20 protein-coding genes are annotated in these 23,250 nt (G+C 38.8%); 4 read left to right on the top strand and 16 right to left on the bottom strand.

The features are described 5' to 3' along the window. Positions 1-182 precede the first annotated feature (182 nt). From G4Z05_RS02975 to tatC, 4 genes are all read left to right on the top strand, one after another. A complete protein-coding gene (locus G4Z05_RS02975; RefSeq protein WP_163250401.1) occupies positions 183-1,799 on the top strand; it encodes a PhoX family protein in 1,617 nt (538 codons plus the stop codon). 46 nt (positions 1,800-1,845) lie between these two features. Continuing rightward, a complete protein-coding gene (locus G4Z05_RS02970; RefSeq protein ID WP_163250400.1) occupies positions 1,846-2,022 on the top strand; it encodes a hypothetical protein in 177 nt (58 codons plus the stop codon). A gap of 13 nt (positions 2,023-2,035) precedes the next feature. Further along, positions 2,036-2,236: a twin-arginine translocase TatA/TatE family subunit gene (locus G4Z05_RS02965; protein ID WP_163250399.1), complete on the top strand. Its 201-nt coding sequence runs from the start codon at positions 2,036-2,038 to the stop codon at positions 2,234-2,236. 68 nt (positions 2,237-2,304) lie between these two features. Further along, positions 2,305-3,030 (top strand): twin-arginine translocase subunit TatC, encoded by a 726-nt coding sequence (tatC, locus tag G4Z05_RS02960; RefSeq protein ID WP_163250398.1) that lies wholly within the window; start codon positions 2,305-2,307, stop codon positions 3,028-3,030. A gap of 126 nt (positions 3,031-3,156) precedes the next feature. Here the strand turns inward: tatC and G4Z05_RS02955 are convergent, their stop codons facing one another. From G4Z05_RS02955 to G4Z05_RS02880, 16 genes are all read right to left on the bottom strand, one after another. Next, a complete protein-coding gene (locus tag G4Z05_RS02955; RefSeq protein ID WP_163250505.1) occupies positions 3,157-3,825 on the bottom strand; it encodes a GNAT family N-acetyltransferase in 669 nt (222 codons plus the stop codon). A gap of 288 nt (positions 3,826-4,113) precedes the next feature. After that, positions 4,114-4,623, bottom strand: coding sequence for an RNA polymerase sigma factor (locus G4Z05_RS02950; RefSeq protein WP_163250397.1), 510 nt, complete (start codon positions 4,621-4,623; stop codon positions 4,114-4,116). Between the two features lie 22 nt (positions 4,624-4,645). Beyond that, the gene (locus tag G4Z05_RS02945) at positions 4,646-6,619 is read right to left on the bottom strand and encodes a DUF6449 domain-containing protein (protein WP_163250396.1); all 1,974 of its coding nucleotides are present in this window, start codon (positions 6,617-6,619) and stop codon (positions 4,646-4,648) included. After that, a complete protein-coding gene (locus G4Z05_RS02940) occupies positions 6,594-7,493 on the bottom strand; it encodes an ABC transporter ATP-binding protein (protein WP_163250395.1) in 900 nt (299 codons plus the stop codon). The genes G4Z05_RS02945 and G4Z05_RS02940 overlap by 26 nt, the downstream gene beginning before the upstream one ends. Beyond that, positions 7,486-7,875, bottom strand: coding sequence for a GntR family transcriptional regulator (locus G4Z05_RS02935; RefSeq protein WP_163250394.1), 390 nt, complete (start codon positions 7,873-7,875; stop codon positions 7,486-7,488). Before G4Z05_RS02935 ends, G4Z05_RS02940 begins: the two co-directional genes overlap by 8 nt. A 430-nt stretch (positions 7,876-8,305) precedes the next feature. After that, positions 8,306-9,328 (bottom strand): galactose/methyl galactoside ABC transporter permease MglC, encoded by a 1,023-nt coding sequence (gene mglC, locus G4Z05_RS02930; RefSeq protein WP_163250393.1) that lies wholly within the window; start codon positions 9,326-9,328, stop codon positions 8,306-8,308. Between the two features lie 12 nt (positions 9,329-9,340). Continuing rightward, positions 9,341-10,828 carry a galactose/methyl galactoside ABC transporter ATP-binding protein MglA gene (gene mglA, locus G4Z05_RS02925; protein WP_163250392.1) on the bottom strand — a complete coding sequence of 496 codons (1,488 nt, stop codon included), beginning with the start codon at positions 10,826-10,828 and terminating at the stop codon, positions 9,341-9,343. Positions 10,829-11,020: 192 nt separating this feature from the next. Beyond that, entirely contained in the window at positions 11,021-12,079 is a 1,059-nt protein-coding gene (mglB, locus tag G4Z05_RS02920) for a galactose/glucose ABC transporter substrate-binding protein MglB (protein WP_163250391.1), read from the bottom strand. 608 nt (positions 12,080-12,687) lie between these two features. Next, entirely contained in the window at positions 12,688-14,277 is a 1,590-nt protein-coding gene (locus G4Z05_RS02915) for a response regulator (RefSeq protein ID WP_163250390.1), read from the bottom strand. Beyond that, complete coding sequence (locus tag G4Z05_RS02910) at positions 14,252-15,736, bottom strand: sensor histidine kinase (RefSeq protein ID WP_163250389.1); 1,485 nt, start codon at positions 15,734-15,736, stop codon at positions 14,252-14,254. Before G4Z05_RS02910 ends, G4Z05_RS02915 begins: the two co-directional genes overlap by 26 nt. Beyond that, the gene (locus G4Z05_RS02905) at positions 15,737-16,735 is read right to left on the bottom strand and encodes a sugar-binding protein (protein ID WP_163250388.1); all 999 of its coding nucleotides are present in this window, start codon (positions 16,733-16,735) and stop codon (positions 15,737-15,739) included. 336 nt (positions 16,736-17,071) lie between these two features. Then, positions 17,072-18,064, bottom strand: a complete 993-nt coding sequence (locus tag G4Z05_RS02900; RefSeq protein WP_163250387.1) for a LacI family DNA-binding transcriptional regulator — start codon at positions 18,062-18,064, stop codon at positions 17,072-17,074. 2 nt (positions 18,065-18,066) lie between these two features. Then, the gene (locus G4Z05_RS02895; protein WP_163250386.1) at positions 18,067-19,125 is read right to left on the bottom strand and encodes an aldose epimerase family protein; all 1,059 of its coding nucleotides are present in this window, start codon (positions 19,123-19,125) and stop codon (positions 18,067-18,069) included. Between the two features lie 23 nt (positions 19,126-19,148). Then, positions 19,149-20,630: a UDP-glucose--hexose-1-phosphate uridylyltransferase gene (gene galT, locus G4Z05_RS02890; protein WP_163250385.1), complete on the bottom strand. Its 1,482-nt coding sequence runs from the start codon at positions 20,628-20,630 to the stop codon at positions 19,149-19,151. Positions 20,631-20,635: 5 nt separating this feature from the next. Then, positions 20,636-21,625, bottom strand: coding sequence for a UDP-glucose 4-epimerase GalE (galE, locus tag G4Z05_RS02885; protein ID WP_038538984.1), 990 nt, complete (start codon positions 21,623-21,625; stop codon positions 20,636-20,638). Then, positions 21,622-22,806: a galactokinase gene (locus tag G4Z05_RS02880; protein WP_163250384.1), complete on the bottom strand. Its 1,185-nt coding sequence runs from the start codon at positions 22,804-22,806 to the stop codon at positions 21,622-21,624. Before G4Z05_RS02880 ends, galE begins: the two co-directional genes overlap by 4 nt. Between the last annotated feature and the right edge of the window lie 444 nt (positions 22,807-23,250).

The following is a 23,250-nucleotide window of genomic DNA, read 5'->3' as shown; positions in this document are numbered from 1 at the left end:
GAAATAAAATAAGAAAAACTTATTATATGACATGAGATGCAAAGCCAACTCAAATATACACTTTACGAATCATTTAAATTTTCTTAATAAATCTTTACATTCCCTTAACTTCTATTCTACATTCCCCCTCTATAATCAAACTTGTGAAGGACCTAAACCATTTAAAAGGGGGAGAAAATTTCATGGATCGTCGTCATTTTTTAACCTATGTAGGAAGTAGTACCGCTGCCTTGGTTGCCGCATCATCTGGGATTGCAGCATTAACAGAAAACACGATGGCAGCCAATCATTTGATGAATGGAAAACCTTCCGGAAAAGGCAAACCTCTTACGGTATCGTTTAAACCGATTCAGCGTACATGGGAGAATGATTTAGTCCTGCCTAAAGGCTATCACTACAATATCATTGCTTCATATGGTGATGTCATTAACTCGAAAGGAGAAAAATTTGGAGACTCCGTAGATCTTACTGTCTATTTTCCAATTGATAGTTTAAAAGGTGGTAACAATTCTGAAGAAGGATTGATTTGGGTAAACCATGAATTCCCTGAACCTGCCAACTATATGAAATTACTAGGAATGGATCCGGCAAATTTTAAAAAAGAGAACCTAGCAAACTACCCCCACCTTTTAAAAATGGAGAAAGAAGCTGTCGGCGGTTCCGTAATTCATGTCAAAAAAGAAAAAGGCGAGTGGAAATTGGTTCAAGATGATACATATAATCGCCGTGTGGATGGGACGACACCCATTGAGTTAACAGGCCCTGCCCGCGGTAGCAAAGCGGTAAATGGCGCCGTGAAAGTGGAAGGCACGCTCGGAAACTGCAGCGGTGGCCGCACTTTATGGAATACAGTGCTATCCTGTGAGGAAAATACAGAATATGGGCAAGATTATGGCTGGCCAAACTTTAATGACACGCATTATGGCTGGGTCGTGGAAGTGGACCCGTTTGATCCGAAACGTCCCGTTCGAAAGCATACGGCACTTGGACGATTTGCCCATGAAAATGCAGCTATGGGGCTGACGAATGATGGAAGAGTCGTCGTATATATGGGTGATGATAAAGGGGATGAATGTTTCTATAAATTTATTAGTGAGAAAAAATTCAATCCAGTTAACCGTGAGGCAAACTTTGATCTTTTAGAAAAGGGGACCTTATATGTTGCAGACATCAGTAAACAAAAATGGATTGCCCTTGACCATGAGAGCACCCCTGCCTTAAAGGCGCAGTTTGCTGACCAAGCAGATGTTCTAACCAATGCCCGTGCAGCGGCTCGTGTTGTTGGTGGTACAAAGCTGGATCGCCCTGAGGATGTGGAAATTCATCCACTGGATGGTTCTGTTTTTCTTTCATTAACCAATAATTCTAGCCACGGGAATTTCCATGGACAGATCATTCGATTTGTCCCTCCAGACGGTGACCATGGCAACGATTCTTTTACCTTTGAAGTATTTGTTGCCGGCGGACAGAAAAGCGGCATCACCTGCCCAGATAACCTTCACTTTGACAGTAAGGGCAACCTATGGGTCGTCGAGGATTTTAGTGCTACAGAGGATAATGTTTATGCAGATTATAAAAATTGCGGTGTTTTCCTCGTTCCTACGGATGGGAAAAATTATGGAAAGCCACAGCAATTTGCCTCTGGACCAAAGGGTAGCGAATGTACAGGACCATGGTTGACACCGGATGAACGCACATTATTTTTAGATATTCAGCACCCTGAAACATGGAATCCATATCCTGGTCAAAGTTTTGGACGTTCTGCCTTAGTAGCCATTCAAGGCGGAAAGTTTAAATAAGTTGAACGAGGACAGACCGTCCCTAGTGAATAGAAGGTGGATAATGATGATTTTAGTTTGTCCCTCACACGTGAAAGATGCGTTGAAATTGATTTATATCCCTCATATTCAAACAGTACCTGAAGCGGGGGTCGGTACCCGTTGTGAGTTTTGCCGAAACCGAGCAAAGTATAAACTCTTTAACTATTCACAACAGCGAAAACATATAAAACAAGTCATTTAATGGAGGTCAACCTATGTTACAAAACATTGGGATCCCCGGTTTAATTCTTATCCTGGTTATTGCCTTAATTATTTTCGGTCCTTCCAAACTGCCAGAGCTAGGCCGAGCCGTCGGTTCGACTCTGAAAGAATTTAAAAAATCGACACGTGATTTGGTTTCAGATGAAGATGATGGGAAAGTTATGACAACCATCCATAAGGAAAAAACTATTTAAATTTTTCATTTGGATGATGTAAGCGGTAAGTGTTGCTTGCATCTTCTTTTTTCAAGGAGGTATCCAACATGAATAGCCAAGATATGGATTTCGTTGGTCATTTAGAGGAATTGCGGAAGCGGTTAATAATTGTACTGGGCACATTTATTTTATTTTTTACTTCAGCTTTTGTATTTGTAGAAGATATTTATCGATGGCTGATGAAGGAGTTAGAAATCAAATTGGCTATATTAGGTCCTAGTGATATTTTATGGATGTATTTCTTATTGGCCGCTGTTGTTGCAATAGCTGGGACCATTCCAATGGCTGCCTGTCAGGTATGGTTGTTTGTACGTCCAGCATTGACGGAAAAGGAGCGGAAAGTGACTCTAGCCTATATTCCGGCATTATTCTTTTTATTTATTTGTGGAATCAGTTTTGGCTATTTTGTCATTTTTCCACTTGTCTTTGATTTCCTGCTATCTCTATCAGATGGAATGTTTATTGATTTTTTTACAACGGAAAAATATTTCCAATTTCTCATTCACATGACCCTTCCTTTTGGCTTTTTGTTCGAACTCCCAATAGTGATCATGTTCCTAACGAGCCTTGGAATGCTGAAGCCTTATCAGTTACAAAAAAATCGAAAATATTCTTATTTCGTTTTACTTATAACCGCTGTTCTTCTTACACCACCAGACTTGCTTTCTGACATCCTTGTCATCATTCCACTGCTTTTTCTTTATGAGTGTAGCTTACTGCTATCAAAAATGGTGTACAGGCGAAAACGAATAAAATTAGAAGTAGTGGCATAACATGATTAATCAAACGTTTGATTCGTTTTAAAATGAGAGCACCCCTACTCCTTGACATAAGTTTGCAGCCAATAAGGCAAATAAACCATGGAAAAAAGCATGGACCATTTCATTCCCCATGCTTTTTTATCTTCTTCCGTAATACACCCATATTTCGTTGTTTCTTTGTTCCATTTTAAAACCGCGCCAGCCTTGTTTAAGTTTTTCTTGTTGACCTCTTGTATGGCTCATTTTAATGACTTCGATTTCCTTCCAAGGCAGGGCCTCTTCCTTGAACAAATCCTTTACAAATACATAACGCACAAGACCACCATATTTTTCTTTGAGAGCTGCAACTTGCATCCCCTGGACGAACTTGTCTTTTAAACTCGGGATATTGAACGGGGCAACAGTACAGCACACATAACGATAAGGGTGTGATTCCTTCTCCAATTCCCTCATAATTAACTTTGCTAATAATTGCTGCAGACGATTGCCCCGGTATTCCGGTAACACATTGGTGATTTCCTGATAAATGACTTGGCTCAATTGTTCTTCTGATAATCCAATATCCCAGCCCAGATGCTCGGCGTCTATATGCGGCACTAGCATGGCACGAAAAGCGATCAGTCCCCCCTTTGCAAAAGCCCCAAGCATAAAACCATTTCCTTCTAAAATAAACTGAAACTCCTCCTTGGTGAGCGGTTGAAGCACCTCTTTATTCTCCAGTCGTTGATAAACAACATCCTGAACTTGCAAAACTTCTGGCAAATCATCGATCGTTAATTCCCTTACTTCAAATGGTATTTCAGTCATTTCTCCTGCTTTTTTCAATATTCCTTCAAAAATCAAATTAACAGACCTCCCCCAAAAAACCGTCTACTCATTTTTCCCTCCAAAAACACCAATCCCTCCAGTCGACTGGTTCATCCATTGATTATTAGGATAAAGGAAACCAGAAACCTGACAAAGAATTTATCATTGAACCAACATGACTCCAATCTTCTCTAGTTAACTTACATAAAATGATTCAAAAAAGAGGTGCCTTCTTATCATAAGAAAACACCTCTCTATATAAAAATCAATACCTATTAAAAAAAAGGATTAGGCACCAACAAGCTGCTTTAGCTGTTTACGCGCCCGGTATAGGCGGGTTTTGACAGTGGCTGATTTCATGTCGAGGAGGCTGGCGATTTCATTTTCTTTCAAACCATATTGTATTTTTAGGACAAGTACTTCTTGGAATTCTTTTGATAGGTTTTTTAAGGAGTCGCTAATAGTTTCTTTGAATAGTCGGAGATGAACTGTTTCTTCTGTGCTAGTTTCATAGCCATTTCCCCCCAACAGTGGTTCCAGCATGGAGTCGTCCATAACTAGCCAATTCCTCCTTTTTTCTGACCGCAAGAAGTCGATGGCGGTCCGAGCGGTAATGGCGGACAGCCAACCTCCTAATTTACTATTATCTTCGATTGTATGAATTTTCTTATATGCCTTTAAAAAAGACTCCTGAACGATGTCTTCCGCCTGGTACAAGTCTTTCGTATATTTATAAGCTATATATAGAAGACGCTTTGCATATATGGAATAGAGTCGATCAAATTCAGCCGCTTTCACGTCTCCACCCCCTTAAATCTCTTTACTTAAAGTGGCTCCTGACAAAATCCGGTACATGCGCCTCGTCAAAATAAAGAACTTCATCATCATCCCCATTGTTATAATAGAAGACTGCCGCATAGCTGTATTGATCTCGATAATTGCCCCCTGCTGTTTCTAATGCATGCTCGATCTGTTCTTTATCGGTTATTGTCAATGAATCTCCGTTTTGTTCCACTTTTCTTTTTACTTCCTCCAAATCCATTGGTGAAAATTCACCTTTTGCCACCACAACTTTGGAAATATCCTCCGAAGTAGCTTTTACTTGATCAAGGAGATTCTTTTCCTTTAACCATGCATTAAATTTTACATAAGTTGGCTTTAGTTCGAATATAACCGAATTTTCTCTTCCCAATTGCAGTTCAATGGTCGATCTTCCGTACTGGAAATAAACACTATCCTCATAAGATTCCGCCAGCACATCCTCTTTTATTAGCGAAATGGCTTCTTGTACATCCTTTGGATCCGACAACGTTACTTCCTTTCCAATTGGCCCGATTGCCGTAATACGAATATTCTTGACTTTCGTTTCATCGACCATAAAAATCTCTCTTGAATTTCTTTTAAATTCCTCTGACTCATAAATAGGTTTATAGAGATCGTTATATAACTCCGTCATCACATGATATTCGCGAATCACCTTTTTCCCGTTTTTCAATTCATAGATAAAAAAGATGGTACTACTTAAATCATTCTTGCTTCCCTTTAGAATTTCTTTATCAGCAATGATTTGTTCATGTAGCCTACGAACCGCCGCGATGTTTTGTGAATCCTTTATTGGTTTCGGATTATAGAAGTTATCGGTGAACCCATCTTGACGATTAAAGTAAAAACTAGGATTATCTCCTACCAAGACTCGTTTAATTTCAGATTGCTTAGGGACCTTTTTTTCATAGAACCCAAGAGCTTGACTTCCTATCACTAGGAAGACAATAATCCCTAGAAATATAGCCAGACCCTTAATTTTTGTAAAAACTCTCCATGTTTTTTGAAGAACCATTTCTGCTGCAAAATAGCCAAAAGCAGCCCCCACCCCATAGCCAAACACCGTCCAACCGATGTTTTCATAGGAAATCATATGAAAATATACTCCCCCAAAAAGCATGAAGCAGAAAGACGCACCATATTTAAAAATAGAACGTAATTTTGCCACAGAAATGGCTTCAGAGGCTGTTTCTAATCTTCTTTTTTTATAGAAAAATAAGGCTAAACCATATAGGACCACTGTTAATATCCCGTACACAATTAAAATTTTCCATGAAGGGATTCTTCCTTCCAGCTCTGCCGCAAAGGTTATTGGCGATAAATTTCCAAATTGTTTTCTCAAATAATAGCTACTTGGAAAACCGTAGAGCAGTATGTTTAGATTAGTAAATAATAAAAGGATAAAACCAGTTGGAAACAAGACAAAAATATAAGTTAAAACGATCTGGACTGCCGATATCCCTGTCATCATGGCAATAAATACACTAGCTGTATAAAGGAGTAGACTAATAATAAGGGTGGTACCGGCCCAAAAAAAGATATCCATCACCGTGAATAAGGAATCAATATCATAGAAAAAATGCATGAATAATAAAATGATTGAAATGAGTAATATAGGAGCAACTATCAGGAAAATTCCGGCTAGTGCATAATGATGATAGATTTTATCCCTTTTAATGGGAAGGCTGTGTACCAGGTCATTTGCTTGCTTAACATGCAAGAAACGAAAGATTAATACCGCCAGAAGTACTGGTATAACGATCATTAAACCCATTTGAATCTGAAAATCATATTCAAAAAGACTAGTTTTTGTTTGGTAAAATTGAATATCTTCCTTCGAATCAAGAATCATTAAAATTTTAAAAGGAATTATAAAGAACAAAGTGAAAAAATAGACTAAAGAAACCCAGCCCGTACTTCGTCCGATCTGAAAGAACAATTCCTTATTAAACAATGACATTTTTGATGGCATAACCGATATCCCCCATTTCATAAATAAAAATTTCTTCAAGCGTAAGTGGGAGCAAGTCGAAAATGACCGGATTGGTTTGGCGAATGTGCTTGGCAATGATTTCTTCTTCTCCTCTAATAATCAACAGATGAACACTTCCTCGTTTTTCCGAATGAAGTGGATTGAGTTTGTTTAGCAACTGCTCCGGAACTCCATCCTTATAAGCAATCTGAACCTTATGAACATTGGACTTCAGTTCATCAAGTTCTTTTTGCATGATGAGTGTTCCTTTATGAATAACCCCAATATGATCGCAAATATCTTCAATCTCCCTGAGATTGTGAGATGAAATTAAAATGGTCATTTCTCTTTCAGCGACATCGTGAATCATTAGATTCTTCACCTTCCTACGCACAACCGGATCCAATCCATCCATCGGCTCATCAAGAATAAGAATTTCCGGTTTGACGGAAAAGGCTAAAATAAAGGCAATTTGTCTTTGCCATCCTTTTGAAAAAGTTTGAATCTTTTTGTTGATATCCACCTCGAACGCATTGATTAAGTTTTGGAATCTCTCCTCATCCCAGGTTGGGTAGCAGTTTCTATAAAAGCGTGCCATTTGTTTAGTCGTATATTGGGAGAAAAAGTATGGCTGGTCTGGTATATAAAACAACTTTTGCTTGAGACGGACATTCTCAAAAACGGGCTGTCCGTCAATCATGACTTCGCCCTTCTCCTGAAGATAAATTCCTGCCAACAGCTTAATGATGGTTGTTTTTCCCGCTCCGTTTGAACCAATTAATCCGTAGATAGAGCCTTTATGAATATGTAAGTTTACGTTTTCAATAGCGGTCAAACGGTCAAAAGATTTTGTTACGTTTTTCATTTCAATCATGGCTTTCGCCTCCCCCTTTTGAAGCGTCCAAGTCTTGAACAAGCTTAATAATTTCCTGTGCCGGAATTCCAAGGTACAGTGCCTCCAAGACTAATTTTTCGAGGTCCTTTTTTACGGATTGTATTTTTTCAATGTCCCTTGTTTGATTGTTTGGGTTGACAAAACTGCCTTTTCCTTTAATGGAATAAATAAAACCTTGGCTCTCAAGTTCTCGATATGCCTTTTGTATTGTGTTTGGATTAATAGTTAGTTCGGTGGCCAAGGCTCTTACCGATGGCAGCTGTTCATCCGCTTTGAGCACCTCATTCATAATTAGCTCCTTAATTTTTTCAACCAGCTGCTCATATATCGGCTTTCGGCTCCTCATGTCTAATTCGAACATAACGGACCCCCAATCTGTATTAACTGTACTATTATTCATAATACAGTTTGTATTATATTCCATCCGTTGGAAAAATGAAAGGTTTTTTTTAAATTCCTTGATAATCATTTTTTTGAGAAAGGGCTTAAGCGCAGATGGAAGAACATAGAAGGCTTTTTCCTACTGAGTGAAAATATCTCATAGAAGTAATCAAAAATACATATTCGATTTCAATGTCGGTTGGAAACAAAAAAAATAAGGCTATATTAGTAACGGAATGAAAAAATGTCCTTCCTAATTCCGATGAAGGACGTTGCACATCTCTCACATATGAAAATATTAATCATCTACTCAATAGCTAACTATCTTTCATCTCACAAAAGAAACGAATGTTTCAATAAAGAATTAAAAGGGCAATCCCCAAAAGAGGACTGCCCAATAAACAACCATCTTATTTCTTTTTTGCATGTTTTCGCATATCAAAAGCAACGGCAACAACGATTATCGCACCTTTGACAATGAATTGTATATAAGGGCTGACACCGAGGAAAGCTAGTCCATAGTTGATGATTTGGAAAATCAGAACCCCTGTAATAACCCCGGCTACCGTTCCAATACCCCCTGATAAGGACACCCCACCAACTACAGCAGCAGCAATTGCATCAAGTTCGTACATGTTCCCAGTATTATTTGTCGCACTACCGACACGACCAGCTTCAAGCGTACCAGCAAAACCATATAGTAGTCCGGCAATCATATAAATAATAATCATGTTTTTTGCGACATTTACCCCCGAAACCTTAGCTGCTTCCGGGTTTCCGCCAATCGCATACATGTTTTTCCCCAGTTGCGTTTTGTTCCAAATAATCCATATTAGAATAGAAACGATAACGGCATAAAAGATTAAATATGGAAACTCATATTGACCTATTTTAATTCCTCGTTGAGCAAAAGTGGTGAAAGCTTCACTTAAACCACCAATTGGCTGTGCACCATATGGAGGACGGTCAAAATAGATGGAAGTAATCCCATACACACCTATCATCATACCGAGTGTGGCAATAAACGGAGGTACATGGAATTTCGAAACAATCCAGCCATTTAATGTTCCAAATAGACCCGTAATCACCATGGCAATAAGAATCGGAACGAATAAAGGTAGTTCTGGCAAATTGGGATACATCTTATAAGCATAATCTCCTGCCTGCAACAAGGATGCTGAAATAACCGCTGCAAGTCCTACTTGACGTCCAGCTGATAAGTCTGTACCACCGAGTATTAGGATCCCCGCAATTCCAAGGGCGATAATAATCCTTGAAGATGACTGGCTAAGAATATTAATAAAGTTCGTCATGGATAGAAAATCCGGAGACGCGATGATGATTCCAATCACCAACAAAACTAAAAAGACATAAATCACATTATCAAACAGCCATTTTATGATATTCGAACCTTTTTTGGCCTTATTATTCATTTGAATCCCCTCCTAGTACAACGCTGCCAATCGCATGATTTCTTCTTGTGAAGTGGTCTTTGTCTCTACAATTCCAGCTGCTCTTCCATTACTCATTACTAAAATTCGGTCAGTTACTCCCAACAATTCCGGCATTTCAGAAGAAATCATGATAATTCCTTTCCCTTCAGATGCCAGTTGATTAATAAGTTGATAGATTTCAAATTTTGCTCCAACATCAATTCCACGTGTCGGTTCATCCAGCAATAATACATCTGGCTTAGTTAACAGCCAGCGCCCAATAATGACCTTTTGCTGATTACCGCCGGAAAGAGTTCCAATCGCTGTTTTCTGCGAAGGTGTTTTCACTTTCATAGAATCAATGACCCATTTTGTATCGTCATATACTTGGCTTTCTGACAAAAAAATCCCTTTCCGATACTGTGGTAAATTAGCAATAATAGAATTAAAACTAATGCTTAACCCTGGAAAAATCCCCGTTGAACGTCTTTCTTCTGTTACGAGGGCAAATCCATTTTTAATGGCTTGCTGTGGAGAATGATTAATGACTTCCTTGCCATGAAGCTCAATCGTTCCAGACTGAATCGCTCTCAAACCAAACAATGCCTCAACCACTTCTGTCCGTTTTGAGCCAACTAACCCAGCAATTCCTAATATCTCGCCTTTTCTTAATTCAAAATTGATATCTTTAAACGAAGGCTGCATTTCCGCTGTCAAGTTTTTAACCTTGAGAATCACATCTCCTGGTTGGTTCACCTTAGGAGGAAAACGCTGTGACAGGTCACGTCCAACCATTAGCTTAATAATTTCATCGGTGGTTAAATCTTTTGCACTTTTGGTTGCGATATACTGCCCATCACGCATAATAGTTACTTCATCGGATATTTTCAAAATTTCTTCCATCTTGTGAGAAATATAAATAATGGCGACATTTTTGCTTTTCAGTGTTCGGATAATCTTAAATAAATGGGCAACCTCTTTCTCAGTCAGTGAGGATGTTGGCTCATCCATAACAATGACTTTTGAATCATAGGATACTGCTTTTGCTATTTCTACCATCTGCATTTCAGAAACGGATAAGCTGCTTACTTTTCTGCGGGGATCGATGTTGATATCCAAACTTTTAAAAATAGCTGCCGTGTCCTCGTACATTTTCTTTTCATCAATGAAAATGCCTTTCTTTGGGTAACGTCCCAACCAAATATTGTCCATTACATTTCGCTGACGTACTTGATTCAGTTCCTGGTGGACCATGGACACGCCATTTTCAAGCGCCTGTTTGGAATTCGCAAACGATACCTCTTTCCCGTCAAAAATGATTTTTCCTTCATCCATGGAGTAAATACCAAATAAGCATTTCATTAATGTCGATTTTCCTGCCCCATTTTCCCCCATTAAGGCATGGACCGAACCTGCCTTCACTTTAAGTGATACACGATCCAACGCGACAACACCGGGAAATCGTTTCGTTATGTTAATCATTTCAAGAATATTTGACATGAGCGAACCTCCTCGCCAATCCATCTAAAAATAATGAGAAGGACTTCCTTCGTGTGTCCCCTTTTTACTCACATTTGTCCTTAAGGCAATGCCCCGAACGAAGGAAAAGCATGATCTTTTCCTTCGTTCGAGGAGCGCCAAAGGGCGATCTGATATCCCCGGACTAGGCGCTATCTCTTTTCCATATTCCTCTTACTTATAAGCGTCTTTACCAACTTGGATGTTTTCTTTTGTGATTTCAACGTATGGTACACGAACAGCTTTCTTGTCATCAAGCTTCCATTCTGTTCCTTCTAATACATCTTTGCCATTTGCCGCATTCGTTGCCAGTTCAATCGTTGCTTTCCCTTGATTTTTCGCGTCATTTAAGACGGTTCCAACCATCTTGTCTTTTTCAATCATTTCAAGTGCTTCCGGAATTGCGTCTACGCCTACAACTGGCATAAATTTGTCACCAGAGAAGTAGCCTGCTTTTTCAAGAGAAGCAATGGCCCCTAACGCCATACCATCATTGTTAGCGATTACAAATTCAATCGTATCATTGTATTTGGAAATCCATGCATCCATCTTTTCTGTCGCTTTTGTCGCATCCCACATAGCTGTATCAAGGGCTAATTCCTCCACTTGAATACCTTTTTCCTTAATGGTATCTACTGCAAATTTTGTACGTGCTTCGGCATCTGGGTGTCCAGGCTCACCTTTTAATAATACGTATTGGATTTTGCCGTCACCGTTTTTATCCCATTTGTCTTTATTCGCTTCCCAAGCCTTAGCAATTAATTCACCTTGGATTACACCCGATTCAGAAGAGGTAGTTCCTACATAGTAGGCCTTATCATATCCTTTTAATACGCTTTCATCTGGCTCTTTGTTAAAGAAGATAACTGGAATATTTTTAGTTTTTGCTTTATCGACAACTGTTTGTGCCGCTTTTGGATCTACTAGATTAATGGCCAGCGATTTTGCGCCCTTAGCAATCAGAGTATCAATCTGCTCAATTTGTTTTGCTTGGTCATTTTGAGAGTCGTTCAGCATGAGATTTACTTTCCCTTTTGCTGTATCCTCCATTGCCCGACGGACATAGGACATAAAGTTATCATCAAACTTGTAAATGGTTGCACCAACAGCCGGAAGACCTTCTTTTTCCTTGCCAGCATCACTTGAACCACCTGTAGAACTGCTACAACCAGCAGCTAATAGAATACTAGATGCCACTGTTAATGATAGAATCATTCCTTTTTTCTTTTTCATCTTTTCACCCTTCTCCTTTTAAATATTTAGGTAAGCTCAACTTACCCCTTCATGTAAACCCTTACAAAAATAGTATCATAGGAGTACTTTGATACATAGGTCTAAAGTCTAGCATAATATTGTGAATTTCTAGATTATTTTGCATTAGAAAAGCGGAAGCGCCCTGCTTAGCGGCGTATGACATGGAGGATCTCCAACTGAGATAAAGGAAACACGAAGAACCGTAGGTGATTCGATGTTGACTTATCGTAGGGCGGAGACCGAAGGGCACTAGCCGCTAGGGCGCTGGAGCTAGACATTTTTCAAAGTCCTATCCCCTTTCTTTTCTTACCAGAAAAGCGGAAGCGCCCTGCTTAGCGGCGTATGACATCCTCCCAAAAGCTATCGCTTTCGGTCGTGCGATGCTTAGCTACCGTAGCCTTCCTTGTGGTGGCCACCGACTGAGATAAAGGAAACACGAAGAACCGTAGGTGATTCGATGTTGACTTATCGTAGGGCGGAGACCGAAGGCGTCTTGCCGCTAGGGCGCTGGAGCTAGACATTTCTCAAAGTAAAAAAAATGACCGAACCCTTTTAAGATTCGGCATCCATGCTCATTTTTTCTGACTTTATTCATATATGATGGCTTTGCGGTACTCTGTTGGAGATAGCCCTGTATGCTTTTTAAATACCCGGCTAAAATAATTGGGATCCTTATATCCAACGGAATAACAAATTTCCTTCAAACTCTTTCCTTGGTCAACAATCATCAACTTAGCCTGCTTTATTCTCAATTCTGTCAAATAATCAATAAAGGTCATACCAAAACGTTCTTTAAATAGTTTGCTAAAATAATAGGGACTGAGTTCTACATATTCGGCCACCTGTTCCAAAGTAATCGACTCTGCAAAATGGGCTTCTATAAATTCCTTTGCCATATGTAACATACCCTTTGCATGATTGTTCCTCCAAACTTGGACATAACGGGTAGCCTCTAATATATAATTTTTCCCTTTTTCCAGAGCCACCTCGGTTTCCCATGATTCATCCATGACAGGTGTTGTTTCATAGGGAATTCCCAGTTCATGGAGCATTCGTGAAATCAAAACAAACATTTCATCAAACGATTTTTTCAACTGGTTTCTCTTCAAATTATTGTGTTCCTTCAGTCCTTTAATATAGGAATTGAACAAGAGTAAAACCTGATTCATATCTCCTTGCCGTATCGCATCCAGTAACTGTTTTTCTACTTTTAGGACTTCGGAAACTGATTGTGATTCATTGGCTCCCAGTTTTTCAGAAAATAAATAATTTCGGCCAGACTTTTTTAATAAAGTTTTTAATGCTTCCATTGCCTCATGGTAGGACTTCGTTAACTCGTAGGCCTGATTATATGGATTGCCTACCGTAATCCGTAAATCTCCTTTAAAGGATTTCTTTTGAAAAAGCTGGAACATATGGTCAATAATTTTTTGGGCATTTGTTCGAAAGGAAGTCCTTTCAACGGTCTTTTTACATAGGCATAAAACAGGGACTTGATTCTCTGCTAAAGGCCCTATCATAAACTCATGCTCGGTTTTCATCAAATCTAAAGTCTTTTTTAACCACTGATACCATTCCTCTTTTTCAGCAGTGCTAAGATTGGCTTCCCCTGTTGGTTGTATGAAAAATAACATAATATAAGCTGAAGTAATTTCTACCCCTAACAATTGCCCCCATTCTTCCAAAGAAATATCTTGCACTCGGCTCAATAATAGAGAAGAAACCCACTCTTTCTGAGCAATCGATACAACTCGTTCAAGATTCTTTCGTAATTCTTCCTGTTCCTCTCTTTGCCTTCGCTCTAATAGAATCTCATCAGCCACACGCTGTAAACTAGAAAGGATATCCTCCTTTCTACTAGGTTTTAAAATGTATTCCTTCACACCTTGTTGCATCACCTCTTTTGCATACTCAAATGTATTAAAGGCGGAAACCATGATAAACCGAATGTCAGGAGCAAATTTTTTAATTTCCTTTACTGCTTGTACACCATCGATTCCAGGCATTTTTATGTCCATAAAAATAATATCGGGTCTAAACTGATCAGCCATTTCAATGGCTATTCTTCCATTAGGAGCTTCCCCTATTACCATTACATCCTTCTTCGAATTACTGATGATTTTCGATAAGGCTTTCCGTTCAAGAACCTCATCATCCACGATTAGAATTTTTAACATCGTCTTTTCCCCCTTCATCAGAGACAGGAATCATCAGTCTAAAATTCGTCCCTTGGTTTAATTCGGACTCAATGGCAACCAAATTATTTTGCTGATAAAAAAGCTGTAGTCTTCTGATTACATTTCTTACCCCTATACCAGTGGAATTCCCTCTCGATGTTTCTGAATGGTCATAGGAACCCTCCGTTGACGTACGATTCATGAATTGAAGCAGCTTTCTTTTCACAGACTCCTCCATCCCTCGTCCATTATCCATCACTTCAATGTGAATCCGATCACCCTTCCGGTAGATTTTAAGATGAATTTCCCCATTTTCTTCATAGGACTCTACTCCATGAATAAAGGCGTTCTCAACGAGTGGTTGCAAAATTAGTCTAGGAATCTCAAAATCCAAACAATCTTCCTCAATACTTGTTTTAAATTGAATCCGTTCCCCAAATCTTGTTTTTTGAATAAAAAAATACTCTTTTACAATTCTCAGTTCTTCGCGAAGGGAAGTAGCCTGATTAATATCACCAAGATTGTATCGAAGTATTGCTGCCACTGCTTCGATTAATCGTGATGTCTCTTCCGCTTCTTCCAAATAAGCCATTTTTGAAACCGTATTCAATGTATTGAACAAAAAATGCGGATTCATTTGATTTTGCAAGTTTCTTAATTCTAATTCTTTCAGGAGCTGGTCCAATTCCGATTGCTGTTTAATTTCCAATACAAGCCGACGAAGGTTTTCTCTCATTTGATTAAACGTTTCTGTTAACGGTTTCAATTCATCTTTGGTCGTTACTTTAATATCTTCCCCATCCAAATTCCCTGTTGAAATTTCCTTTGCCGCTTCAGAAAGCAAGCGAATAGGTTTTGTAATCCCTCCGGAGATCCATAATGCTAGTAAGGCACTTAGAAAAAACGCTGCCGCAAACAGCGAAAAAGACATTCGCCGATAATATTCATTTTGCTGCTCCATTTGATTGAAAAACTTTTGATAATCAGTAAGTTTATTATTTAATAGAACTAATGTACTTTCATGAAGAAAAGAGGCAATTTTCAACACTTCATTATAATGTTCCGAATATAAATTGATCTCACCTTTTTGAAAAGTGCCAAGGGTGGCATCACATTCATCTAAGAAACTATCAATTAAATTTTTATAATTTTTTAATGTCAAATCATTCGAATCCATAATTTTCTCAAGGCGTTTCTGATCCTTAATTAATTTTAGTTTTTCTTTTCGATAGCCTTCTAGATAGGTCATATCCTGATCTAGAATATATGCATGCAATTTTTCGGTTATGAAATTGGTTCTTTGAGAAATATCATTAAGCAATAGAAAACGCTCAAAGCTATCTTCATACTCTGTCACTAATTTTTCACTGCTTTTGTAAAAAAATAGTCCAACAGAGGTCAATAAAACAACTAAAATGATAAAATAAAAGAGCAATTTCGTTCGAATTTGGAATAACATTTATCTGACCCCCTTAATATTGTTCAAATAAGGAGGTAAATCATATTTTCTCAAAATGCGTGTAGCTGTATGAATGGTTGAAGGCACTTTTTTCCCTTCACGCAGATCGATCATCATCTTTACAGCACGATATCCCATTTCAAATGGTTCCTGGACAACAGTGGCCTGGATGGTCCCCTTCCGAATATATTTCTGTGTTTCTTTCAGCAAATCAAATCCTATAATATAAATTTGTTTTTGTTTATTGAATTTTTCGACTACTTCTGCTACACCAATCCCATCTAAAGCACTCGTCCCGAAAAAGGCGGTGACCTCTGGATGCTCCTGAAGAATTTGATAGGCTTTTTCAAAAGCACGTACCCTGCTAATTTGAGATTCCTCTATGGCCACAATTCGAATTCCCTTTTCCGATTGGATGGCATCTTTAAAGCCTTGGACTCGCTGCCTTTGATGATTCTTATTAAAGCTTCCCGTAATGATCGCTACATTAGCTTGTCCATTTGTATCAGCAATCAGCGCTTTCCCTGCCAAAAATCCTGAATAATAATTATCCGTTCCAATATACGCCAAACGCTTGCTATTAGCAGCATCGGTATCTACCGTAATAACGGGAATCCCCTTTTCCACTATTCGATTAATTAATGGGCTAAATTGTTCATCGCTTAATCCTTGGGTCATGATCCCATCTACTTTTGCAGCTGCTGACATTTCAATCGTTTTAAGGTGATCATCGAAATTTGCCTGACGTGGTCCCGTGTATTCAAGTAAAACATCATACTTTTTTGCTGCAGCCCGGGCTCCTTCTTCTACTAATCTCCAATAATCATTATCTAACTCTTCTGGAATTAGCACAAAATGGTATCGATCGTCATTTGGCTCTTTTTCTTCCGTTGGAAGCTGATGGGTAACGACTTTATATCCGTAAAAAACCGAAAACGAGCAGCTTACTATAAAACACACAATTCCTACAACATAGGCTACAATCGACAATCTGCTCATAGGCATCCCCCATTATCTCTCTGATGGATACCAATATTATACAGAACATCATTGACGTCAACAATGGAAGGAAGAGGATAAGAACCGAAAAAAGAGGCTTTGACATACGTATTGTCCATGTTGGAAAAACCCGAACAAAAGGATAACTTTAAGGGGTCCCTTGACAAATTATCCCCTGCAGAGACCCCCCAGATTTATCAATGTATATCCAATCCATCTTCTAAAAATATAGGCTGAACCCTAATAAAGTCGTTTGTTAGGACCTTTTAGGTCAGCCTTCATCGTTCAGGTTTTAAATTAGTTGGTGGTACTATCATACTACTATAGTAAACTAACTTAAAAACTGCTGTTTCTTATCATTAACTCTGTGGCGATATTGATTTTTTTGACTGTTTTCCTTCCTTCCATTCTTTCTAACATTGTATCAACAGCTGTCTCGCCCATTAACTCTGTATGAACTTTAACTGTACTTAAAGAAGGAAACACGTATTTTGATACACTTATGTCATTGATACCGATAATATTTACACGTTCAGGTACTGATATCTGCTCTTCCAAAAGTGCTCTAAGCGCCCCGATGGCCAACGGGTCATTTCCAGCCAGAAATGCCGTCGGAAGGTTGTCTCCATGATCTTGAATGGCTTTTTTCATAAGGGAATAGCCTTGGTCCACTGAAAAAGTTCCTACATACATATATGCGTCATTCCATAGCCCTTTTTCAGTTAAAAAGCGCTTAAATGCTCGTTCTCTTGGATCTTCAATCATAGAGGTTTGGTCTTTAAATTCTTCTCTTCCCCCAATATAGCCAATCTTTTTGTGACCTTTTTCCAGAAAATAATGTAGAACCTTCACGGTAGCTCTATCCAAATCAGTAACTACGGAATCATATTGATCCTCATCCGGTGAAAAATCAACAAACACTAGATTTTTTGATAAGGCAGATAGTTCTTCTGCCTGCCTTCTACTATATTTTCCGATGGCAATGAGACCTTGAATCTCTTCCTCTTTTAATTCTTCAAGACTGTCATAAAAGTATTTTACCAATTGTATACCATGATGACGGCAGCGATTCTCCACCCCAAGCCGAATCGACATGTAATACAAATCTTCGAGCTCTTCTTTTTCGGTATACCATTGAATGAGCGCAATTTTTCCAAATTCCGATTTGCGCACACCGGATTTTTTCTTATAATTTAGTTCTTCTGCCGCCTCAAAAATTCTTTTTTTCGTTTCATCACTGACAGAAAGCGTCGCATCATAATTCAGCACCCTTGATACAGTAGCAATGGACACGCCCGCTTTTTTTGCAATATCTTTAATGGTCGCCATAATCAAACTCCTATTGTATTAGAAAAAAATCGATACCTTGTTGTAGATTGATAAACATCTTCCGGATTTAATATAATGGATGGAAAATTCGGATGATGGATCGCATCCGGAAGACCTTGTGTTTCTAGACATACCCCAAGATAATTCCTCGCAGGGACACCTGCTATGGAAAATGGGCCACTTAGCTGATTACTTGTATATAAAACCACACAAGGCTGATCCGTTGTTATTATAAGTGATCTACCACTTTCTTTCTCACTTAGCGTGATAGTATTTTCCCCTTTTTTTGCAAAAAGGAGCGGGTGGTCATAGCCGTTTCCGACCAGTATATTTTGCGGATGGGAAGATTTAATCCCTGACTTTAATAGGCGTCCTTGATTAAAATCAAATGGAGTATTCTTTGACTCTATGATTTTTCCTGTAGGAATCAAATCATAACCAAGCTCTAAAAAACGTTCACTATCTAATTGAAGAATATGTTCCGTACAGTCTCGTTTTACATTACCGCTTAGATTAAAATACGAATGATTCGTTAAGTTAATCAATGTTTTTCGATCTGTCTTAGCCTCATAAGTAATGCTTAGCTCATTCGTATTCGATAAAAGATAAAGAATATTTATTTCCAAATTTCCGGGATAGCCTTCTTCTCCATCTGGACTTAAGTAAGTAAAACGGATGCCAACTGCATCTACTTGTTCAACCGGCTCAGTTTTCCAGATCCTTTTATCAAACCCTTTTCTTCCGCCATGTAAATGATTCGGAAACTCATTTGCTTCCAGTTTATATTCTACCCCATCCAGCTCAAACGCAGCATATTTTATCCGTCCTGCTACACGTCCTATCACTGAGCCAAAGTAAGGTGAGAAATCTACATATTCTTCCAAAGTATCAAAACCAAGAACTACATTTTCCAACTTACCATGGCGGTCAGGTACGATGATCTTTGTAATGGTACATCCATAATTCAAACAAGAAACGGACATTCCTAAATTATTCGTTAATGTATACTCTATCACCGGCTCACCATGGTAATGACCAAATTCCCGCTCTACCCATTTCACTAATTTATCACCCCATTTTTTTATCAAAATAATGCTTGAATAAATCGTTTAAATCCTGCGATTCCTGCTTCATCTCTTTTAAATACTCCCGCATCCTCTAACACTCTTAAAAATTTATCTCCGACTGCTTTTCTAATAATGGTTTGTACATTGAATTCATTCACAGATGCACCAAAACGAGCTTTTAACTGTTCCGCCCATTCCATATGATAATCGGCAACCAAACTTGGTTTTCCAAGAAGGTAATTTTCGACTTCTGCTAGCTCCTCCTTTAAGCGCGCTGGCAAAACAGCTAGCCCCATTACCTCAATTAGACCAATGTTTTCCTTCTTAATATGATGGACATCCGCATGAGGATGAAAAATACCTAATGGATGCTCGATATTTGTTCGATTATTTCGAAGAACCAAGTCCAGCTCATATCGTTCTCCCTTTTTACGTGCAATCGGGGTAATCGTATTATGAGGTATCTCACCCGTCCATGCGATAATTTCCAATGCTTCATCACTATAATTTTTCCACTTTGAAAGGATATGTCCGGCCGCCTGAACTAGCGGGTTTATTTGGTCTGAACGAAGGCGAATAACAGACATCGGCCATTTTACAACAGCACATTGAACAGATGGAAACCTCGTCATTTCAAAATGCCAATCATCCGGAGCTTTCGCCATCGCAAATTCATAATTCCCGCCCTGATAATGATCATGAGAAAGAATCGACCCACCCACAATCGGCAAATCCGCATTAGAACCTAAGAAATAATGAGGGAACTGTTCAACAAAGGTTAGCAGTCGCAAAAAGGTTTCTTCATTAATTTTCATTTCAGAATGGTTTTCAGATAGGACGATACAATGCTCGTTGTAATACACATAGGGTGAATATTGCAAATACCAAGTCTGGTCCAACAGATTCACACGTATCATTCGATGATTGGAGCGGGCAGGATGTCCCATTCTCCCGGCATAGCCTTCATTTTCAATACAAAGAAGACATTTTGGATAAGCTGTTTGCTGTACCTCCCGTTCGTAGGCAATGCTTTTCGGGTCTTTTTCCGGCTTAGAAAGATTAATCGTAATATCCAAATCACCGTATTCCGTTACCACTTGATACTCCATATTTTTCTGAATTCGCTTCATTTGAATGTAGTTGCTATTTTTGCTTAGTTCATAGAAAAACTTTGTTGCTGCTTCTGGATTCTGCTTGTATTTTTTATAAAAAAGCTTATTCACCTCAGAAGGTCGGGGGAGGAAACAGTTCATAATTTTGCTTGAGAAAATTTCCTTTTCATCAAAGATATCTTTGATTATTCCTTGTTCACAGGCATAATCCGTGATCTTCTCCAACAATTCGGGAATCTCTAAATTGGTTTCTCCATCACTTTCGATAAACTCCGTCATCTGTAATAGTGCCAAAACTTGGTTTCTAACATAAATCTCATCTTCCCGCTCGATTAATTGGGTGGCAAGTGCCTGGTTTATGAGCTGTTGAATGAGACCGTGAATCATACTCCTCACCCCTCATAACCATTCGGATGATGCTGGTGCCAGTTCCAGGCATCACGAATGATTTGATTGATAGAAGTCTTTTTCGGATTCCAACCAAGAATTTGTCTCGCCTTTTCAGATGAAGCAATTAAAGTACTTGGATCACCGGCACGACGTTCCCCCACTTGAACTGGAATATTTATACCCGTAACCTCTTTTGCCGTTTCAATGATCTCTTTTACGGAAAACCCTTGACTTGATCCGAGGTTAAAAATATTGCTTTCTCCGCCATTTTGTAAGTACTGGAGCGCTAAAATATGGGCAGCAATCAAGTCTTCCACATGAATATAATCACGGATGCATGTACCGTCTGGAGTGTCATAATCCTCCCCAAACACCGTTATCGCTGGTCTCTTTCCTAAAGCCGCTTCCAACACAACTGGAATTAAATGGGTTTCAGGGTTGTGATCTTCGCCGATTTGTCCGTCCTCTCTTGCCCCGGCTACATTGAAGTACCTTAGCGAAACATACTTAAGGTCAAATGCTTTTTCACACCAGGCCATCATTTTTTCCATCGCAAGTTTTGTTTCTCCATAGGTATTGGTTGGCAGTGTGACAGCGTTTTCTGAAATTGGCATCACTTCCTGTTCTCCATAAACAGCAGCTGTTGACGAGAATACAATAAACTTCACGCCATATTCCTTCATCATTTCGAGAACAATTTGTGTTCCATACACATTGTTGTCAAAGTATTTCAGCGGCTCTATCATCGATTCTCCGACAAGGGAATTAGCAGCAAAATGCATAATGGCCTCTATCTTTTCTTTTTCAAAAACAGACCTCATAAACTCACGGTTACGGATATCTCCTAGATAAAAATGAGCCATTGGGTGAATAGCTTTCCTGTGGCCAGTTTGCAAGTTATCAATCACTACCACTTCATGTCCTTGATCGATTAATTGATATACAGCATGTGAGCCGATATAGCCTGCTCCACCTAAAACAAGAATACTCATTCGTCAACAGCCTCCATTTCAATTTCTTTGGCCCCGTCACCAATATTAGCCACATAAAACTCAGCTTCATAGCCAATCTTTACACGATATGCCGCCCCTACACTAGCGATAAAATTTTCTACTTTTTCATTAGCTACAATCGCGATGGCACAGCCACCAAAACCAGCACCGGTCATTCGTGCACCAAGGACGCCCGGTTGTTGCCACGCAGCTTCAACTAAACTGTCCAATTCGACACCTGTCACCTCGTAATCATCGCGTAACGAAAGATGCGACTGGTTCATCAGCTGACCGAACCCGACCAAGTTCCCTGCTTTTAATTCCTTAAGCGCCTTTATCGTTCTTCTATTTTCATAGACTGCATGCCTAGCACGCTTTCGAACCACTTCATTCGTAATAAGATGTTTATTGTCTTCAAATTCTTGTTCAGATAGCTGTCCAAGTGCTTCAATGGAAAGCTTTTTCTGAAGCTGTCTCAGCGCCTCTTCACATTCGCTACGGCGTTCATTGTATTTCGAATCCGCCAACTCTCTGCGCTTGTTTGTATTCATAATAATGATTTTGTGGTGATCAAGCTGAATTGGTGCATATACATATTTTAGTGTCTGACAATCTAGTAAAATACCCGCCTTCTCTTTTCCCATTCCAATAGCGAATTGATCCATGATTCCACTGTTAACACCGATAAATTCATTTTCAACCCGCTTGCCAATTTTAATTAAATCAAGGCGTGGGATTTCTAATTGGAACAAACCATCCAGAAGAACACCTGTTAATAATTCAATGGAGGCAGAGGATGATAAGCCGGCACCGTTTGGAATGTTTCCTTTAATCACACATTCAAATCCATTTGGGATCTGAAAACCCGCCTCGCTGATATATCGGATCATCCCTTTAGGATAGTTGGCCCAATCATGATCTTTGTTATAATCCAACTCGTTTAGATGAAACTCAATAATTCCTTTGTTCGGAAAATTTTCTGAGTATAAACGAACTAGCTGATCCTCCCTTTTCCGTGCAACCGCATAAGTTCCATAAGTAATAGCACACGGAAATACATGACCACCATTATAGTCAGTGTGTTCACCAATCAAATTAATCCTGCCTGGAGCAAAAAATGCCTGTTTCGGTAAAACTCCATATAAGTCTAAAAACGTTTTGTTAAGAGGGCTAATGTTCATAAATTCCTCCAACTATATTTTAATATTCCGAAAGTTTTTATCTTCCTTTATATTCTAAATCTATAAATAAAAGCCTTCAATTATTTTAGTAAAAATTTTACTAAAAATTTTAAATAAAGAACTACATAGGAAATGACTGGTTCATTGAGAAGCCCCCCTAAAATTACACCCTTCAAAAAAAGATAATCTAATAGAAAATTATTTGTTCTTTTTTACTAGTCTTATGTACGTACTCGTATATGGTATTTCCTTTTTACTTATGTACCATCAAAATCCGTTTATCATCGTGCTCACTCTTAATAATCAGTAACTATAGTTTAATCAATCGTTTGATTAGTCTGTTGTCCTAATCAATCGTTTGATTAGCAAGGAAAAATTTAATCGAACGTTTGGTTAATTAAAAAATTTAATTAAACATTTGATTAGCCATTAAAAATTCTTGAT

The organism is Neobacillus thermocopriae (assembly GCF_010975035.1).
Taxonomy (GTDB): Bacteria; Bacillota; Bacilli; order Bacillales; family Cytobacillaceae; genus Neobacillus; species Neobacillus thermocopriae.
Note: the sequence above shows the minus strand (reverse complement) of the source record. Positions and strands in the feature narration are given on the sequence as shown.

What these genes read in the sequence shown, in the direction of transcription:
- G4Z05_RS02975 (WP_163250401.1), top strand. Translation starts at nt 183, where the DNA reads ATGGATCGTCGTCATTTTTTAACCTATGTAGGAAGTAGTACCGCTGCC.
- G4Z05_RS02970 (WP_163250400.1), top strand. Translation starts at nt 1,846, where the DNA reads ATGATTTTAGTTTGTCCCTCACACGTGAAAGATGCGTTGAAATTGATT.
- G4Z05_RS02965 (WP_163250399.1), top strand. Translation starts at nt 2,036, where the DNA reads ATGTTACAAAACATTGGGATCCCCGGTTTAATTCTTATCCTGGTTATT.
- tatC (WP_163250398.1), top strand. Translation starts at nt 2,305, where the DNA reads ATGAATAGCCAAGATATGGATTTCGTTGGTCATTTAGAGGAATTGCGG.
- G4Z05_RS02955 (WP_163250505.1), bottom strand. Translation starts at nt 3,825, where the DNA reads ATGACTGAAATACCATTTGAAGTAAGGGAATTAACGATCGATGATTTG.
- G4Z05_RS02945 (WP_163250396.1), bottom strand. Translation starts at nt 6,619, where the DNA reads ATGCCATCAAAAATGTCATTGTTTAATAAGGAATTGTTCTTTCAGATC.
- G4Z05_RS02940 (WP_163250395.1), bottom strand. Translation starts at nt 7,493, where the DNA reads ATGATTGAAATGAAAAACGTAACAAAATCTTTTGACCGTTTGACCGCT.
- G4Z05_RS02935 (WP_163250394.1), bottom strand. Translation starts at nt 7,875, where the DNA reads ATGTTCGAATTAGACATGAGGAGCCGAAAGCCGATATATGAGCAGCTG.
- mglC (WP_163250393.1), bottom strand. Translation starts at nt 9,328, where the DNA reads ATGAATAATAAGGCCAAAAAAGGTTCGAATATCATAAAATGGCTGTTT.
- mglA (WP_163250392.1), bottom strand. Translation starts at nt 10,828, where the DNA reads ATGTCAAATATTCTTGAAATGATTAACATAACGAAACGATTTCCCGGT.
- mglB (WP_163250391.1), bottom strand. Translation starts at nt 12,079, where the DNA reads ATGAAAAAGAAAAAAGGAATGATTCTATCATTAACAGTGGCATCTAGT.
- G4Z05_RS02915 (WP_163250390.1), bottom strand. Translation starts at nt 14,277, where the DNA reads ATGTTAAAAATTCTAATCGTGGATGATGAGGTTCTTGAACGGAAAGCC.
- G4Z05_RS02910 (WP_163250389.1), bottom strand. Translation starts at nt 15,736, where the DNA reads ATGTTATTCCAAATTCGAACGAAATTGCTCTTTTATTTTATCATTTTA.
- G4Z05_RS02905 (WP_163250388.1), bottom strand. Translation starts at nt 16,735, where the DNA reads ATGAGCAGATTGTCGATTGTAGCCTATGTTGTAGGAATTGTGTGTTTT.
- G4Z05_RS02900 (WP_163250387.1), bottom strand. Translation starts at nt 18,064, where the DNA reads ATGGCGACCATTAAAGATATTGCAAAAAAAGCGGGCGTGTCCATTGCT.
- galT (WP_163250385.1), bottom strand. Translation starts at nt 20,630, where the DNA reads ATGATTCACGGTCTCATTCAACAGCTCATAAACCAGGCACTTGCCACC.
- galE (WP_038538984.1), bottom strand. Translation starts at nt 21,625, where the DNA reads ATGAGTATTCTTGTTTTAGGTGGAGCAGGCTATATCGGCTCACATGCT.
- G4Z05_RS02880 (WP_163250384.1), bottom strand. Translation starts at nt 22,806, where the DNA reads ATGAACATTAGCCCTCTTAACAAAACGTTTTTAGACTTATATGGAGTT.